17 protein-coding genes and 1 riboswitch are annotated in these 15444 nt (G+C 56.3%); of the genes, 9 read left to right on the top strand and 8 right to left on the bottom strand.

Features of this window, described 5'->3' with window-relative positions; translation table 11 throughout:
• Positions 1–288 precede the first annotated feature (288 nt).
• Together purH and purD are read left to right on the top strand one after the other, a co-directional pair.
• Complete coding sequence (gene purH, locus FDW96_RS15400; RefSeq protein ID WP_137365923.1) at positions 289–1878, top strand: bifunctional phosphoribosylaminoimidazolecarboxamide formyltransferase/IMP cyclohydrolase; 1590 nt, start codon at positions 289–291, stop codon at positions 1876–1878.
• A 15-nt stretch (positions 1879–1893) separates the two neighbouring features.
• Positions 1894–3183 carry a phosphoribosylamine--glycine ligase gene (purD, locus tag FDW96_RS15395; RefSeq protein WP_042314214.1) on the top strand — a complete coding sequence of 430 codons (1290 nt, stop codon included), beginning with the start codon at positions 1894–1896 and terminating at the stop codon, positions 3181–3183.
• Here purD and zraR read toward each other — a convergent pair.
• Both zraR and zraS read right to left on the bottom strand, forming a co-directional pair.
• Positions 3180–4505 carry a sigma-54-dependent response regulator transcription factor ZraR gene (gene zraR, locus FDW96_RS15390; protein ID WP_137365922.1) on the bottom strand — a complete coding sequence of 442 codons (1326 nt, stop codon included), beginning with the start codon at positions 4503–4505 and terminating at the stop codon, positions 3180–3182. The genes purD and zraR overlap by 4 nt on opposite strands.
• A gap of 5 nt (positions 4506–4510) precedes the next feature.
• Positions 4511–5896, bottom strand: a complete 1386-nt coding sequence (gene zraS, locus FDW96_RS15385; protein WP_042314218.1) for a two-component system sensor histidine kinase ZraS — start codon at positions 5894–5896, stop codon at positions 4511–4513.
• A 56-nt stretch (positions 5897–5952) separates the two neighbouring features.
• Between zraS and FDW96_RS25320 the strand changes: the two genes are divergently transcribed.
• Together FDW96_RS25320 and zraP are read left to right on the top strand one after the other, a co-directional pair.
• Positions 5953–6141 (top strand): hypothetical protein, encoded by a 189-nt coding sequence (locus FDW96_RS25320; RefSeq protein ID WP_154050607.1) that lies wholly within the window; start codon positions 5953–5955, stop codon positions 6139–6141.
• An 18-nt stretch (positions 6142–6159) separates the two neighbouring features.
• Positions 6160–6597, top strand: coding sequence for a zinc resistance sensor/chaperone ZraP (gene zraP, locus FDW96_RS15380; RefSeq protein ID WP_042314220.1), 438 nt, complete (start codon positions 6160–6162; stop codon positions 6595–6597).
• A gap of 77 nt (positions 6598–6674) precedes the next feature.
• Here the strand turns inward: zraP and FDW96_RS15375 are convergent, their stop codons facing one another.
• From FDW96_RS15375 to nudC, 6 genes are all read right to left on the bottom strand, one after another.
• A complete protein-coding gene (locus tag FDW96_RS15375) occupies positions 6675–7367 on the bottom strand; it encodes a DUF1481 domain-containing protein (protein ID WP_137350203.1) in 693 nt (230 codons plus the stop codon).
• Positions 7368–7378: 11 nt separating this feature from the next.
• Positions 7379–7651 (bottom strand): nucleoid-associated protein HU-alpha, encoded by a 273-nt coding sequence (gene hupA, locus FDW96_RS15370; protein ID WP_001044509.1) that lies wholly within the window; start codon positions 7649–7651, stop codon positions 7379–7381.
• Positions 7652–7837: 186 nt separating this feature from the next.
• Positions 7838–8428 carry a YjaG family protein gene (locus tag FDW96_RS15365; protein WP_042314221.1) on the bottom strand — a complete coding sequence of 197 codons (591 nt, stop codon included), beginning with the start codon at positions 8426–8428 and terminating at the stop codon, positions 7838–7840.
• Between the two features lie 33 nt (positions 8429–8461).
• Positions 8462–9142 carry a deoxyribonuclease V gene (gene nfi / locus FDW96_RS15360; protein ID WP_042314224.1) on the bottom strand — a complete coding sequence of 227 codons (681 nt, stop codon included), beginning with the start codon at positions 9140–9142 and terminating at the stop codon, positions 8462–8464.
• Positions 9143–9151: 9 nt separating this feature from the next.
• Entirely contained in the window at positions 9152–10216 is a 1065-nt protein-coding gene (hemE, locus tag FDW96_RS15355) for a uroporphyrinogen decarboxylase (protein WP_042314226.1), read from the bottom strand.
• Positions 10217–10266: 50 nt separating this feature from the next.
• Complete coding sequence (gene nudC / locus FDW96_RS15350) at positions 10267–11040, bottom strand: NAD(+) diphosphatase (protein ID WP_038636141.1); 774 nt, start codon at positions 11038–11040, stop codon at positions 10267–10269.
• Positions 11041–11139: 99 nt separating this feature from the next.
• On the opposite strand from nudC, the gene FDW96_RS15345 reads away from it, so the two are divergent.
• From FDW96_RS15345 to thiS, 5 genes are all read left to right on the top strand, one after another.
• A complete protein-coding gene (locus FDW96_RS15345) occupies positions 11140–11619 on the top strand; it encodes an Rsd/AlgQ family anti-sigma factor (RefSeq protein WP_032940921.1) in 480 nt (159 codons plus the stop codon).
• Between the two features lie 51 nt (positions 11620–11670).
• Positions 11671–11896: riboswitch (TPP riboswitch) on the top strand.
• An 81-nt stretch (positions 11897–11977) separates the two neighbouring features.
• Positions 11978–13876 (top strand): phosphomethylpyrimidine synthase ThiC, encoded by a 1899-nt coding sequence (gene thiC / locus FDW96_RS15340; RefSeq protein ID WP_137365921.1) that lies wholly within the window; start codon positions 11978–11980, stop codon positions 13874–13876.
• Positions 13876–14511 (top strand): thiamine phosphate synthase, encoded by a 636-nt coding sequence (gene thiE / locus FDW96_RS15335; protein WP_137365920.1) that lies wholly within the window; start codon positions 13876–13878, stop codon positions 14509–14511. The genes thiC and thiE overlap by 1 nt, the downstream gene beginning before the upstream one ends.
• Positions 14504–15262, top strand: coding sequence for a HesA/MoeB/ThiF family protein (locus FDW96_RS15330; RefSeq protein ID WP_061381958.1), 759 nt, complete (start codon positions 14504–14506; stop codon positions 15260–15262). Before thiE ends, FDW96_RS15330 begins: the two co-directional genes overlap by 8 nt.
• Complete coding sequence (gene thiS / locus FDW96_RS15325) at positions 15243–15443, top strand: sulfur carrier protein ThiS (protein WP_001166833.1); 201 nt, start codon at positions 15243–15245, stop codon at positions 15441–15443. The genes FDW96_RS15330 and thiS overlap by 20 nt, the downstream gene beginning before the upstream one ends.
• Position 15444: the final 1 nt, after the last annotated feature.

Genomic DNA, 15444 nt, shown 5'->3' with positions numbered 1-15444 from the left:
AAATGACTGACTGCTGCATTCCACAGCAAAACCCCGCCTTATACCCATTTACACACAGAGTTATCCACAAAAATATGGATCGCTTGCAATCGTCACTGGGTTTTATCCCTCATCTATAGAGATGAAAGAATGGAATTGAGGGAAAGAGAAAAATTCGCGAGCGTTGCGCAAACGTTTTCGTTACAATGCCCCCGCACAATAAGGATGCCCCGTAAGGGGCGTTAGCTGAGTTTTTACGCAAGAATTCACCTAACGCTCTCTGTAATAGTCAAATCCAGGGGATTTACCATGCAACAACGTCGTCCAGTCCGCCGCGCTCTGCTCAGTGTTTCTGACAAGGCCGGTATCATCGAATTCGCCCAGGCACTTTCCGCACGCGGTGTGGAGCTGCTGTCTACGGGGGGCACCGCCCGCCTGTTAGCAGAAAAAGGTCTGGCGGTGACCGAAGTTTCCGATTACACCGGTTTCCCGGAAATGATGGATGGACGCGTAAAGACCCTGCATCCAAAAGTACACGGCGGCATCCTCGGTCGTCGCGGCCAGGACGATGCGATCATGGAGCAGCATCACATCGCCCCTATCGATATGGTTGTCGTTAACCTGTATCCGTTCGCCGAAACCGTGGCTCGTGAAGGCTGCTCGCTGGAAGATGCGGTAGAAAACATCGATATCGGCGGCCCAACGATGGTGCGCTCCGCCGCGAAGAACCATAAAGACGTCGCCATCGTGGTGAAGAGCAGTGACTACGACGCCATTATTAAAGAGATGGATGCTAACGAAGGTTCTTTGACCCTCGACACCCGTTTCGATCTCGCGATTAAAGCCTTCGAACACACCGCCGCCTACGACAGCATGATTGCCAACTACTTCGGCAGCATGGTTCCGGCTTATCACGGTGAGAGCAAAGAAGCCGCCGGTCGCTTCCCGCGTACGCTGAACCTGAACTTCATTAAGAAGCAGGATATGCGCTACGGCGAGAACAGCCACCAGCAGGCTGCCTTCTATATAGAAGAGAATGTAAAAGAAGCATCCGTTGCCACTGCACAACAGGTGCAGGGCAAAGCGCTCTCTTATAACAATATCGCCGATACCGACGCGGCACTCGAGTGCGTGAAAGAGTTCAACGAGCCGGCCTGCGTGATTGTCAAGCACGCCAACCCGTGCGGCGTGGCGGTGAGCACCACTATTCTCGACGCTTACGACCGTGCGTATAAAACCGACCCAACCTCCGCGTTCGGCGGCATTATCGCCTTCAACCGCGAACTGGATGCCGAAACCGCGCAGGCGATTATCTCCCGCCAGTTCGTGGAAGTGATCATCGCCCCGTCCGCGACCGAAGACGCACTGAAAATCACTGCCACCAAGCAGAACGTGCGCGTATTGACCTGCGGTCAATGGGCACAGCGCGTACCTGGTCTGGACTTCAAACGCGTTAACGGCGGCCTGCTGGTTCAGGATCGTGACCTGGGTATGGTGAGCGAAGCTGAACTGCGCGTGGTTTCCAAACGCCAACCTACCGAACAGGAACTGCGCGATGCGCTGTTCTGCTGGAAAGTGGCGAAGTTCGTGAAATCCAACGCCATTGTTTATGCCAAAGAGAATATGACCATCGGCATCGGCGCAGGCCAGATGAGCCGTGTCTACTCCGCGAAAATCGCCGGGATTAAAGCGGCTGACGAAGGTCTGGAAGTGAAAGGGTCCGCGATGGCCTCCGATGCCTTCTTCCCGTTCCGCGATGGTATTGATGCCGCTGCCGCCGTAGGCGTGAGCTGCGTGATCCAGCCTGGCGGTTCTATCCGTGATGATGAAGTCATTGCCGCTGCCGATGAACACGGTATCGCGATGATCTTTACCGACATGCGCCATTTCCGCCATTAATCCACGGAGCAGACGATGAAAGTATTAGTGATTGGCAACGGCGGGCGTGAGCACGCGCTGGCATGGAAAGCGGCGCAGTCGCCGCTGGTTGATACCGTTTTTGTCGCACCGGGCAACGCGGGCACCGCGCTGGAACCCGCGCTGCAAAACGTGGCTATCGGCGTAACCGATATCCCGGCGTTGCTGAGCTTTGCCCAGAACGAGAAAATTGACCTGACCATCGTTGGCCCGGAAGCGCCGCTGGTGATTGGCGTGGTCGATGCGTTCCGCGCCGCAGGTCTGAAGATCTTTGGCCCAACCGAAGGTGCCGCACAGTTGGAAGGCTCCAAAGCCTTCACCAAAGATTTCCTCGCCCGTCATCATATCCCAACGGCGGAGTATCAGAACTTTACCGAGGTTGAGCCTGCCCTGGCTTACCTGCGCGAGAAAGGCGCACCGATCGTCATCAAGGCCGATGGTCTGGCTGCGGGTAAAGGCGTTATCGTCGCGATGACGCTCGAAGAAGCCGAAGCCGCCGTGCAGGACATGCTGGCGGGTAACGCCTTTGGCGATGCGGGCCACCGCATCGTGATTGAAGAGTTCCTCGACGGCGAAGAAGCGAGCTTTATCGTGATGGTCGACGGCGAGCACGTGCTGCCGATGGCCACCAGCCAGGACCACAAACGCGTGGGAAACGGTGATACCGGCCCGAACACTGGCGGCATGGGGGCTTACTCCCCGGCGCCGGTGGTGACTGATGAAGTGCACCAGCGCACCATGGAACGCATCATCTGGCCAACCGTAAAAGGCATGGCGGCGGAAGGGAATACCTACACCGGCTTCCTGTATGCGGGCCTGATGATCGACAAGCAGGGCAACCCGAAGGTAATCGAGTTCAACTGTCGCTTTGGCGATCCGGAAACCCAGCCGATCATGCTGCGCATGAAGTCGGACCTGGTGGATCTGTGCCTGGCCGCCTGCGACGGCAAGCTGGATGAGAAAACCTCCGAGTGGGACGAGCGCGCTTCATTAGGCGTGGTGATCGCCGCGGGCGGTTATCCAGGCAGCTACAGCACCGGCGATGAGATCCACGGCCTGCCGCTGGAATCCTCAACTGACGGCAAAGTCTTCCACGCTGGCACTAAGCTCGCCGACGACGACCGCGTGCTCACCAGCGGCGGACGCGTCCTGTGCGCCACCGCGCTGGGCCACACCGTCGCCGAAGCGCAGAAACGCGCTTACGCCCTGATGACCGACATCCGCTGGGACGGCAGCTTCAGCCGTAACGACATCGGCTGGCGCGCCATCGAACGCGAACAGCGCTAACGCGAAATTTTCGCCAGCAGCGTTTTACGCGTAATGCCTAACTGACGGGCGGCTTCCGTTTTGTTGCCGCCCGTTTTTTCCAGCGCCGCCAGAATCACCTCTTTCTCCACTTCCACCAGCGGCTGGATCTCGCCACTGTATTCCGTTTTTATTGGCGTCGCGGCAATAGCCAGCGGCAGCTCGCGCTCGGTAATATACTCGCCCGTCAGCAGCACCACCGCCCGCTCCACCGCGTTCTCCAGCTCGCGGATATTCCCCGGCCAGCCGTAGTGAATCAGCAGATCCATCGCCTGCGGAGTAAAACCTTTCACCGCTTTACGGTTACGCGCGGCAAAACGCTGCAGAAAATGTTCCGCCAGTAGCGGAATATCTTCCCGACGTTGACATAATGCGGGCATTTCTATAGTGACCACGTTCAGACGGTAGTAGAGATCCTGGCGAAAACGCCCGGCACTGACCTCCTCCGCCAGATTACGATGCGTGGCGGCGATCAGCCGTACATCAACCGTCAGCGTCTGATTACCGCCAACGCGTTGCACCTCTCGCTCCTGGATAGCCCGCAGCAGGCGCACCTGCATCAGTGGTGAGATATCGCCAATTTCGTCCAGAAACAGCGTGCCGCCGTCCGCTTCGACAAAACGCCCTTCCCGACGTTTATCCGCCCCGGTAAACGCACCTTTCTCGTGACCGAACAGCTCGGACTCCAGCAGAGACTCGTTCAGCGCCGCACAGTTTAGCGTCACCAGCGGCTTATCGCTGCGCGCGCTGCTGGCGTGTAGCGCGCGGGCAACCAGCTCTTTCCCTGTCCCGGAATCTCCGTGGATAAGCACCGTAGCATCCGAGGGCGCAACCATCGCGATTTCATTGAGCAATTTCTGCATCGCCGGACTGCTGCCAATCATGCCAAACTGCGCAGCCGACGCCGATGGCAGTTCAGCGCCCGTTTCCCGCGTATGCGCCAACGCTTTTTCCAGCGTCTCCTGCAGGCGGTCAAAATCCAGCGGCTTGATTAAGTAGTCCAGCGCCCCGGTTTTAAGCGCCTCAACGGCGGTCTCCACGCTGGAGAAAGCCGTCATAATCAGTACCGGAATCGCCGGATTCAGCGCTTTAATCTCTTTCAGCGTTGCGATGCCGTCCATCTCCGCCATGCGAACATCACACAACACTAAATCAAATACGCGTTCGCGCACCTGTTCCAGAGCCGCTAGCCCGCTATAGGCCAGCGCAACCTCATAACCCCAGCCGCGCAGCAGCGCCTGTAAAATGGTGCAGTGGCTGATATCGTCATCTACCACCAGAATATTGATGTTTCCGCGCGTCATCCTTGTTAATCCTGTCGTTTCACTTTGGTCGGCAGCCAAAGGGTAAAGGTCGCACCTTTGCCCTCAACGCTTGCCACCTGAATGGTACCACCGTGCTGTTCGACTATGTTCTGCACTACTGCCAGCCCGAGACCGGTTCCGTCAGCTTTAGTCGTGAAGTAAGGCGTAAAAATGGCCTCCAGTTGTTCCGGCGCAATCCCCTTCCCGCTATCGGTCACCACGATTTTAACGCGATCAGCGCTGCTTTCACTCGCTTCAACCGTAATTGTGCCCTGGCGGCCTATCGCATGAATGGCGTTCAGATACAGATTCAGCAGAACCTGAGTGAGCCGATCGGGATCGGCCTCGATGGCAGGCAGCGTGGCATTGGCTGCAAATCGTAGCTGGATTTCCCGGCTTGCCGCATCCTGACTCACCAGGTGGAGTGAGTGAGTGATGACCTGGTTGAGATCCACGTGTTGTAGCGTCAGGTGCGCGGGTTTCACCAGCTCCAGCAGCTCACTCACCACCCGATTTAAGCGGTCCGCCTCTTTCGCCATCACCTGCGCCAGCTCGTGGGACTCACCGCCAGCCGGTGTTCGTTCGGCAAAATATTTTGCCAAACCTTTGATGGATGAAAGCGGGTTACGAATCTCATGTGCAACGCCAGCCGCCAGATGCCCGAGCGCCATCAGTTTTTCTTTGCGCTTCATCGCATCCTGTAGTTCTTTATACGAGCGCTGATAGCGCTGATACCAGAAGTACGTCAGCACGGTTGCCAGCAGCACAGCCGCCAGCGCAGACAAAACAATCAGCGTATTTCGCCACTCTCTGGCCTGAGTCGCGGCCAGGTCGCTGGCATCAAAAGCGATAAATATGGTCTGCGTTGGGGTGATAAGCTGCCCGTCATTGCTGGCGCAACGCGCCATGCCATGGCGTCCTGGGCCATACATCGGCTGGAACTGGCGATAAATTTCCAGTGCCGGCGTTATTTCACCCTCCCCCATTGGAATCTCAATTTTACGCCAGCGTTCTTGTTCCCCGGGGTGTAGCTGCTGCAGGATATCGGGCGAATAAAGTGATTTACCCACCATCGCGGAATTGCTGTGGGTAATAATGACGCCATGCTCATCGACGACGGCAAACCATAGCACTCCTGGTTGTACGGCCATTTCCTCCAGCAGCGTCTGCTGCTGGGCATGATGCATGCGCATCCCCATGCCTACACGGGTGCCGGACTCCAGAGCGCGAATCAACACACTGCCTTTTTCCAGGAGCGTTTGTCGGGCGGCATCACTTTCCCGGCCATAGTCCCGTATGGTCATAATCGAAAACCAGCCGACCAACATCAGGATTGCCGCCAGCAAGAGTCTGCTCAACCACTTTGCCACCGTGTCCTTATAAAGACGCATACGTTCTCCCTTTACCCACCGTTTCCTTTCATCGTTACCGGTATACAGCAGAAATCATGCCATTTTTTCTCTCTGATAACCCTGCCCTCAGACACAAACTGCTGCAAGTAGCGGGTAAAAATGACCCGCAGGCGAATTCTGGCGAGTCATTTTTACTCGCTTCCCTACCGAGAGGACGAGAACAACGCCCGCACGGCCTGGATTGCCGCTTTGGCACGGAAGATGCAAAAGGGAAGGTAAGCTAACCAACAGGAGAACGGACAATGAAACGGAACAACAAACTGGCGCTGATTGCACTCTCTCTTATCGCTCTGGGCTCCACCCCAGCACTGGCGCAACATCACTGGGGATATGGGGATGGTATGCAGCAACGGGGCGGCATACCAATGACTACCGAGCAGCAGGCTACCGCGCAGAAAATTTATGATGATTACTACTCACAGACCAGCGCATTACGCCAACAGTTGGTCTCCAAACGTTATGAGTACAACGCCTTGTTAACAGCCAGTTCGCCAGACACGGCAAAAATTAATGCCGTGGCAAAAGAGATGGAGGCTCTGAATCAGTCTCTGGATGAGCAACGCGTTAAGCGTGATGTCGCGCTGGCTGAGGCAGGCGTGCCACGTGGTGCAGGAATGGGCTACGGCGGATGCGGCGGTAACTATCGCGGTGGCGGTCATATGGGAATGGGACACTGGTAAAGGACTTAATGCCTGATGGCGCTACGCTAATCGGACTACTGAGGATGGATAAGACGCATGTGCGTCGCCATCCGGTGTTAAAATGTTTTCTCTTTCGGCTGCCAGTGACAAAAATCTTCATTGGCGACCAGCAGCAGTTGCGATCCTTCGGGCGCTTCCAGCCATGCCACGCTCACCTCTACGGATGAACGGCGCTGGCGGCGCTCAATATGGTTAATCGCCCACGATTCCAGATCGGGCTTCACTGTTTCACCTTCACAGGTCGTCACCGTGTTATTCACATGCCAGCGTCCCTGACGCAATATCACCCGTCCCTGACGCAGCGCATCGCTGGTCTGGCGGATTTGATCGGCGCGATAGCGGTAAAGTGCGATTTGATCGCTGGAAAGCTGTTGTTTTTGCCCGTCGACTTCACGTTGCATGAAACTCAGTTCGCCCCGGTCATCAAAGCGTATCCGAACATGTTCCGACGGTTTACTGTATACGTTGAGTTCTATCAGAGAGAGCGAATCACCCTGCCAGCGGTATTCACTGGTGGTGGTATCGCCTTTACGCCACGGACTAAATACCGAGAGCAAGTGAACATCGTCGCTGGAATCTTTACGCCAGATGCGTACCGCCCCCTGGTCGCCAACATAGCCGCTGGCCGTGAACGGAGGAAGCTCAGAATGGCTGCCACAGGCTGACAGTAACAGAACACCTGAAAGCCAAAGCGAATGACGCCAGATGGACAAAAGGGGCGAAACCGCCCCTTCGATAAAACTGTTCACTGCCACGCGAATTACTTAACCGCGTCTTTCAGTGCTTTACCAGAAACAAATGCCGGTACGTTAGCTGCGGCGATTTTGATTTCTTTACCGGTCTGCGGGTTGCGGCCAGTGCGCTCAGCACGGTGGTTCACTTTGAAGGTACCGAAACCAACCAGTTGTACAGCATCGCCTTCTTTCAGAGACTCAGTAATAGCAGCCAGAGTGGATTCCAGAGCAGCTTTAGCCTGTGTTTTAGACAGTTCTGCTTTGTCTGCAATTACATCAATCAGTTGAGTCTTGTTCATAAGTTATCCTTACAATGTGTTTATCGCTTGCTAAGCATCGAGTGCGACGGAAATGCCAGAAAAGCACTCTCCTGCATACACGCACCGATAGCCACTTTTTTTCGCCCCCCAAATGTAGACCAGACCGGGGGCGGATGGGAAGCCTTCAGGCACGACAAATCAGGCGTTAAATCACGTTTTATGGTGTCATTGCTGAAAATTTATACCAATATTGCTCTCACCAGCCTCGCGCAGGTCTGCACGAAGCCCTTTTATCAGCTCAATATCGCGTTCTTCACAGTCGGCTAAAAGTCGGAAAATTTCCCACTGAATATCCCATTCTTGCTCAACGGCAGGGTTCTCTTTCAACTCTTCATCGGTCATTTCGCGACCAGCCTGGGTCATTTCCAGCATCGCAACCGTCGTAATCGATGCCTTGCTGACCTCAATCGCATGCTCCAGCGTTTCACCGCTAAGACGTGAATGCATCAGTTCGCTTAATGCCACGCAGGCATCAATCGCCGGGTAAACGCCGTACAGATCGTAATCATCCGCAGAAGGAATGGCCTCTTCAAACTTTTCCAACTGGCTGTCGAAATTGATTTTCGCGTCTTTTACCGTCAGCGTTTCCCAAATTAAATCTAAAATTCGGCGGTAAATTTGCCCATCGCCAAATTCCGTTTGCTTGCAGAACATGGCGTAGTTTGGGTACATGCGCTCACAGAGGCAGGCCATAAACGTGACGTGCTGCCAGCTTTCCAGCTTCTCCAGGCGCAGGTGAATAGGGTTTTGTAACATGATGAGTTCTCAAATACGGAAATTAGCCGCAGTTTACCCGATATGGGGCGTTTTTGCTGCAAGCCGCGTAAAAGACGGACGTTCTGATGCCACCGCATCCGCCCAGCGGGTCGGTTCCGGTAAGCGATAACCGTTCATACAGCGCTGCACCCACGCCAGCGCGCTGTCCATGCCCACGCGGTGACCCGTGGATATAAACAACGGATTGCAGCGCGCTTTGCTGCGCCAGACCCATGCCAGCTGTTCGCCTTTATCCAGCAGCGGCGCGAGCGCACCGGGTTCGGCAGAGAGCGGCTCAAACTTGCCGCACAAACGTTTTTTCGCCACGCCAATGGTCGGGACATCCACCAGCAGACCAAAATGGCTGGCGACCCCCAGGCGACGTGGGTGGGAAATACCATGCCCGTCGACGAACAGCAGATCCGGTTTTTGCGACAGCTGTTGCCAGGCGGCCATCAGCGCGGGGGTTTCACGAAAGGAGAGAAAGCCGGGAATATACGGCATGGTGGTGGCGACCCGCGCCACCGTGTATTCAACCAGTTCCAGAGAGGGATACTTCAGCAGAACCATCGCGGCCCGCGTCACTTCGCCACCCTGCTCAAACCCGACATCCGCTCCCCCGATCAGATCCGGCGGATCCTTGTCGAGGCGATCCTCGCGGATCACTGAAGAGGCCAGTTCAAGCTGCTGAGCGCGTAGCGACGCGAGATCCATAATGACTCCTTAGCGGTGGTATTGTTCGGACAGGCGATGCACCGCCTCCACAAACACCCCTGCATGTTCCGGCGGTACATCCTGATGGATGCCGTGACCGAGGTTGAAGACGTGGCCTTCACCCTGGCCGAAACCTGCAAGTATAGTCGCTACCTCGTCTTCGATCCGTGCCGGCGGCGCATACAGCATGGACGGATCCATATTGCCCTGCAGCGCCACCTTATGGCCAACGCGACGGCGCGCATCGGCGATATCTGTTGTCCAGTCGAGACCTAACGCATCACAGCCGGTTTCCGCCATCGCTTCCAGCCACTGACCGCCGCCTTTGGTAAACAGCGTCACCGGTACTCGACGGCCTTCGTTTTCGCGCAGCAAACCGTCAACGATTTTATGCATGTAGTACAACGAGAACTGCTGATAGTCGCGCCCGGTCAGCACGCCACCCCAGGTGTCGAAAATCATTACCGATTGCGCGCCCGCTTTAATCTGCGCGTTCAGGTACAGCGTGACGCTCTGCGCCAGCTTATCGAGCAGCAGATGCAGCGCTTTAGGGTCGGCATACATCATCTTTTTAATCACGGTGAAGGCTTTACTGCTGCCGCCTTCCACCATGTAGGTCGCCAGCGTCCACGGGCTGCCGGAGAAACCTATCAGCGGCACCTCGCCCTTCAGCTCACGGCGAATGGTGCGCACCGCATTCATTACGTAACCCAGCTCGCCTTCCGGGTCCGGAATCGGCAGTTTTTCAACGTCGGCCTTGCTGGTAATCGGTGAGGTGAAGCGCGGGCCTTCCCCGGCCTCAAAGTACAGCCCAAGCCCCATTGCATCCGGAATAGTCAAAATATCCGAGAAGAGGATCGCCGCATCGAGCTTGTAGCGACGCAGCGGCTGCAGCGTCACTTCGCAGGCCAGCTCGGCGTTTTTGCACAGCGCCATAAAATCGCCCGCCTCGGCGCGCGTGGCTTTATATTCCGGTAGATAGCGACCCGCCTGGCGCATCATCCATACCGGGGTGACATCAACGGGCTGGCGCAGCAGCGCACGCAGATAACGATCGTTCTTCAGTTCGGTCATTTTTGCAGTTCCTTATTGCGTCAGTCCCACAGTGTATCACCACTCGTTCTTTACTCGTACTCAGCCCGACACATTGCCACCGTATCTTCGATCAAACGACGCGCGACGGTGCCAGGCGGGGGTAAGAGCGGTAAATCGTCGTAGCGATACCAGTTGGCATTGAGCAGCTCTTTCGGGTCGATGACGATGTCGCCGCTGTCGTACTCTGCCATAAACGCCGTCATCAGCGATTGTGGGAACGGCCACGGCTGCGAGGTCACGTAGCGCAGGTTTTTCACCTTGATACCACTTTCTTCCATGACTTCACGCGCCACCGCCTGCTCCAGGGTTTCACCTACTTCGACAAAACCGGCCAGCACGGTATGCACACCGTTACGATGGCGAACATGCTGGGCAAGGAGGATCGAATCATCACGGCGAATGGCGACGATAATGCAGGGAGCGATTTGCGGGTAATAGCGCTCGCGGCAGTGGCTACAAAGCATCGCCCATTCGGTTTTGCTCGGGTGCATCGTGTGCCCGCAGTAGCCGCAGAATTTATGCGAGCGGTAGAACTCGGCCAGTTGTACGCCGCGCCCCGCCAACTGAAACAGGCCCACATCCTGGTCGATGACCTGGCGCACCGAACCCATGTCGTGGCGACGCGGCTGCTGCACCAGCCAGACCGGATCGCCTTCCCACTCACCTATCTGAAGTGCGCGCTGGCCCGCAAGATCGAAATTTATCGCCTCGCCATAGGGTAATTCCCCAGCAGGCAACCATAATTTTTGTTCGTGGCTCACAATCCACCAGCCGCGATCCCATTTTTCAATTATTCGATCCATATCTCTTGCGCTACCTTTGCTTCACAGGCATGTTATTAACATTATTTTTACAAGATTGACATGAGCAGATTTTAAACTTATCGATACGAGGGTCAACGTATGTTAAACCAGTTAGAACACCTGAAAGAGCGTGTCCATGGGCATCATAAACTGGTCGACCGTTGGCTGAATATTCGTAAGCACCTGCTCGTGGCTTACTACGATCTGGTTGGCCTGAAACCGGGCAAAGAGTCGTTTATGCGCCTCAATGAGAAAGCGCTCGATAATTTTTGCCAGCGTCTGGTCGACTATCTGTCTGCCGGACACTTCAGTATTTATGAACGCATTATCCATAAAATGGAAGGTGAGAGTCCGCTTTTAAACGCCAGTAAAATCTGGCCACAGCTGGATGCCAATACCCAGCTGATAATGGATTACTATGACTCAACGCTGGAAAACGCTATCGATGAGGATAACGTTCACCAGCTCCAGCAGGCGCTTTCCGATATTGGCGAAGCGCTGGAGGCTCGTTTCCGGCTGGAAGATCAGCTGATCATGCTGGCCTTTAAAACGCTTAGCGAATTCAAACGCCCGGCTTGAGATTTTCCGCATTAACGCGTAGTTTACATTCATTACCTCTAAGATAGAGGTTACTTCTTGTCGGAGTGCTTATTTTCCACAAAAGCATTCGTGATGCGTCAAGGCGGCAAGTCAGTGAATCTCCAGGAGCTTACCTAAGTAAGTGACTGGAGTGAGCGGACGAAGCCAACAAAGAGGCAGCGCGAAGGATGACGTGGAAAAGGCTGAGACCGTTAATTCGGGATCCGCGGAACCTGATCAGGTTAAAACCTGCGAAGGGAACAAGAGTCAATCTGCAACCGCATCGCCCTTGGGCGATCGTCTCTCTTGCTTCATCCGTCGTCTGACAAGCCACGTCCTTACTTTTTTGGAATGAGCTATGTCTGTCACTACTAAACCATCACGCCGCGAACAACGCGCCCAGGCGCAACACTTTATCAATACGCTGGAAGGGACCGCCTTTCCTGAGTCAAAACGCATCTATATCACCGGTTCACAGCCGGATATCCGCATTCCGATGCGTGAGATCCAGCTGAGCCCAACGCTCATCGGCGGCAGCAAAGACAACCCGCAGTTTGAGGCGAACGAAGCCGTGCCGGTGTACGACACCTCCGGCCCGTATGGCGATCCTGAGGTGGCGATTAACGTCCAGCAGGGTCTGGCGAAACTGCGCCAGCCGTGGATTGACGCACGTAACGATAGCGAAGAATTAGACGACCGTAGCTCGGCTTACACCAAAGAACGTCTGGCCGACGATGGCCTGGACGATCTGCGTTTTACCGGCCTGCTGACGCCGAAACGCGCCAAAGCGGGCAAGCGCGTCACCCAGTTACACTACGCCCGCCAGGGGATCGTCACTCCCGAAATGGAGTTCATCGCCATCCGTGAAAATATGGGCCGCGAGCGCATTCGCAGTGAAGTGCTGCGCCACCAGCATCCGGGGATGAACTTTGGCGCGCGCCTGCCGGAAAACATTACGCCGGAATTCGTGCGTGATGAAGTCGCCGCGGGCCGCGCGATTATTCCCGCCAACATCAACCACCCGGAATCCGAGCCGATGATTATCGGCCGCAACTTCCTGGTCAAAGTGAATGCCAACATCGGCAACTCGGCGGTCACCTCCTCCATCGAAGAAGAGGTGGAAAAACTGGTCTGGTCGACCCGCTGGGGCGCGGACACGGTAATGGACCTCTCCACCGGCCGCTATATTCACGAAACCCGCGAATGGATCCTGCGTAACAGCCCAGTACCGATCGGTACCGTCCCGATCTACCAGGCGCTGGAGAAGGTCAACGGGATCGCCGAAGATCTCACCTGGGAAGCGTTCCGCGACACGCTGCTGGAGCAGGCCGAACAGGGCGTCGACTACTTCACCATCCACGCGGGCGTGCTGCTGCGCTACGTGCCGATGACCGCCAAACGCCTGACCGGCATTGTCTCACGCGGCGGTTCGATCATGGCGAAGTGGTGCCTCTCGCATCACAAAGAGAACTTCCTGTTCGAACATTTCCGCGAGATTTGTGAAATCTGCGCCGCCTACGACGTTTCCCTGTCGCTGGGCGACGGCCTGCGTCCCGGCTCCATTCAGGACGCCAACGACGAAGCGCAGTTCTCCGAGCTGCATACGCTGGGCGAGCTGACCAAAATCGCCTGGGAATACGACGTGCAGGTGATGATTGAAGGCCCGGGACACGTGCCGATGCATATGATTCAGCGCAACATGACCGAAGAGCTGGAGAGCTGCCACGAAGCGCCGTTCTACACCTTAGGGCCGTTGACCACCGACATCGCGCCGGGCTATGACCACTTCACCTCCGGCATTGGTGCCGCGATGATCGGCTGGTTTGGCTGCGCGATGCTGTGTTATGTGACGCCGAAAGAACACCTCGGCCTGCCGAACAAAGAAGATGTGAAGCAGGGGCTAATCACCTACAAAATCGCCGCCCACGCCGCGGATTTAGCCAAAGGACATCCGGGCGCGCAGATCCGCGATAACGCGATGTCGAAAGCGCGCTTCGAATTCCGCTGGGAAGATCAGTTTAACCTCGCGCTCGACCCGTTCACCGCCCGCGCTTATCACGATGAAACCCTGCCGCAGGAGTCCGGTAAGGTCGCTCACTTCTGTTCCATGTGCGGGCCGAAGTTCTGCTCGATGAAAATCAGCCAGGAAGTACGTGACTACGCCGCCGCACAAACCATTGAAGTCGGCATGGCGGATATGTCGGAGAACTTCCGCGCCAAAGGCGGCGAAATTTATCTCAAACGGGAGGAAGCCTGATGTATCAGCCTGATTTCCCAACCGTGCCGTTCCGCCTCGGGCTTTACCCGGTGGTGGACAGCGTTGCATGGATTGAACGCCTGCTGGAGGCGGGCGTACGCACGATCCAGTTGCGTATCAAAGATAAGCGCGATGAAGAGGTGGAAGCCGACGTTATCGCCGCCATTGCACTGGGGCGTCGTTATAACGCCCGCCTGTTTATCAACGATTACTGGCGTCTGGCAATTAAGTACCGCGCTTACGGCGTGCATCTCGGCCAGGAAGACCTTGAAACCACCGACCTGAAGGCCATTCAGGCGGCGGGCTTACGCCTCGGCGTATCGACTCACGATGATATGGAGATTGACGTCGCACTCGCCGCTAAGCCTTCTTATATCGCGCTCGGCCACGTCTTCCCGACGCAAACCAAGCAGATGCCTTCCGCCCCACAGGGGCTGGCGCAGTTGGCCAGTCATATTGAACGACTGGCGGATTACCCGACCGTGGCCATTGGCGGCATCAACCTTGAACGCGCCGCGTCAGTACTGGCGACCGGCGTCGGTAGCGTGGCTGTGGTTAGCGCCATTACTCAGGCCGCCGACTGGCGCGCCGCTACCGCGCAGTTACTGGATATTGCGGGAGTCGGCGATGAATGACCGCGATTTTATGCGCTACAGCCGGCAAATCCTGCTCGGCGATATCGCCATTGAAGGCCAGCAAAAGCTGCTCGCGAGTCATGTACTGATCGTAGGTTTAGGCGGGTTAGGCTCGCCTGCCGCGCTGTATCTGGCGGGAGCTGGCATCGGCAAACTGACGCTGGTAGACGATGACGACATTCATCTGAGCAATTTGCAGCGCCAGATTCTATTTACCACTGATGATATCGCGCGTTCAAAATCTCAGGTTGCCCAGCAGCGCCTGACACGGCTCAACCCGGATATCGAACTGGTCTCGCTCCAGCAGCGACTAAAAGGCGATGCGCTCCGGCATGCGGTCTCGCGAGCCGACGTGGTGCTCGACTGTACCGATAACATGGCCACGCGCCAGGAAATCAACGCCGCCTGCGTAGCGCTCAATATCCCACTCATCACCGCCAGCGCCGTCGGCTTTGGCGGTCAGTTGATGGTGCTCACGCCGCCGTGGGAACAAGGCTGTTACCGCTGCCTGTGGCCAGATGATGTGGAGCCGGAACGCAACTGCCGCACCGCTGGGGTGCTCGGTCCGGTGGTGGGCGTGATGGGTACCTTGCAGGCGCTCGAGGCGATTAAATTACTCAGCGGAATTGAAACACCAAGCGGGCAGCTACGTCTGTTTGACGGCAAAACCAGCCAGTGGCGCAGCCTCGCGCTGCGTCGCGCCAGTGGCTGTCAGGTATGCGGAGGGCAGCATGCAAATTCAATTCAATGATGAGCCGATGCAGTGCGCCGCAGGGCAAACCGTCAGCGGGCTGCTTATCCAGCTCAACCAGCTCAAACCGGGCGCAGCGCTGGCGCTCAATCAGCAGATCCTGCCGCGCGAGCAGTGGGAACAGCAAATCGTGCAGGAAGGCGACCAGATCCTGCTTTTTCAGGTTATTGCAGGGGGTTGAG

Origin of the sequence: Citrobacter sp. TBCS-15 (assembly GCF_005280815.1) — a bacterium.
GTDB lineage: Bacteria > Pseudomonadota > Gammaproteobacteria > Enterobacterales > Enterobacteriaceae > Citrobacter > Citrobacter werkmanii.
The sequence above is the reverse complement of the archived record's forward strand: the minus strand, read 5'-3'. Positions and strand labels throughout refer to the sequence as shown.

What these genes read in the sequence shown, in the direction of transcription:
- purH (WP_137365923.1), top strand. Translation starts at nt 289, where the DNA reads ATGCAACAACGTCGTCCAGTCCGCCGCGCTCTGCTCAGTGTTTCTGAC.
- purD (WP_042314214.1), top strand. Translation starts at nt 1,894, where the DNA reads ATGAAAGTATTAGTGATTGGCAACGGCGGGCGTGAGCACGCGCTGGCA.
- zraR (WP_137365922.1), bottom strand. Translation starts at nt 4,505, where the DNA reads ATGACGCGCGGAAACATCAATATTCTGGTGGTAGATGACGATATCAGC.
- zraS (WP_042314218.1), bottom strand. Translation starts at nt 5,896, where the DNA reads ATGCGTCTTTATAAGGACACGGTGGCAAAGTGGTTGAGCAGACTCTTG.
- FDW96_RS25320 (WP_154050607.1), top strand. Translation starts at nt 5,953, where the DNA reads ATGCCATTTTTTCTCTCTGATAACCCTGCCCTCAGACACAAACTGCTG.
- zraP (WP_042314220.1), top strand. Translation starts at nt 6,160, where the DNA reads ATGAAACGGAACAACAAACTGGCGCTGATTGCACTCTCTCTTATCGCT.
- hupA (WP_001044509.1), bottom strand. Translation starts at nt 7,651, where the DNA reads ATGAACAAGACTCAACTGATTGATGTAATTGCAGACAAAGCAGAACTG.
- FDW96_RS15365 (WP_042314221.1), bottom strand. Translation starts at nt 8,428, where the DNA reads ATGTTACAAAACCCTATTCACCTGCGCCTGGAGAAGCTGGAAAGCTGG.
- nfi (WP_042314224.1), bottom strand. Translation starts at nt 9,142, where the DNA reads ATGGATCTCGCGTCGCTACGCGCTCAGCAGCTTGAACTGGCCTCTTCA.
- hemE (WP_042314226.1), bottom strand. Translation starts at nt 10,216, where the DNA reads ATGACCGAACTGAAGAACGATCGTTATCTGCGTGCGCTGCTGCGCCAG.
- nudC (WP_038636141.1), bottom strand. Translation starts at nt 11,040, where the DNA reads ATGGATCGAATAATTGAAAAATGGGATCGCGGCTGGTGGATTGTGAGC.
- FDW96_RS15345 (WP_032940921.1), top strand. Translation starts at nt 11,140, where the DNA reads ATGTTAAACCAGTTAGAACACCTGAAAGAGCGTGTCCATGGGCATCAT.
- thiC (WP_137365921.1), top strand. Translation starts at nt 11,978, where the DNA reads ATGTCTGTCACTACTAAACCATCACGCCGCGAACAACGCGCCCAGGCG.
- thiE (WP_137365920.1), top strand. Translation starts at nt 13,876, where the DNA reads ATGTATCAGCCTGATTTCCCAACCGTGCCGTTCCGCCTCGGGCTTTAC.
- FDW96_RS15330 (WP_061381958.1), top strand. Translation starts at nt 14,504, where the DNA reads ATGAATGACCGCGATTTTATGCGCTACAGCCGGCAAATCCTGCTCGGC.
- thiS (WP_001166833.1), top strand. Translation starts at nt 15,243, where the DNA reads ATGCAAATTCAATTCAATGATGAGCCGATGCAGTGCGCCGCAGGGCAA.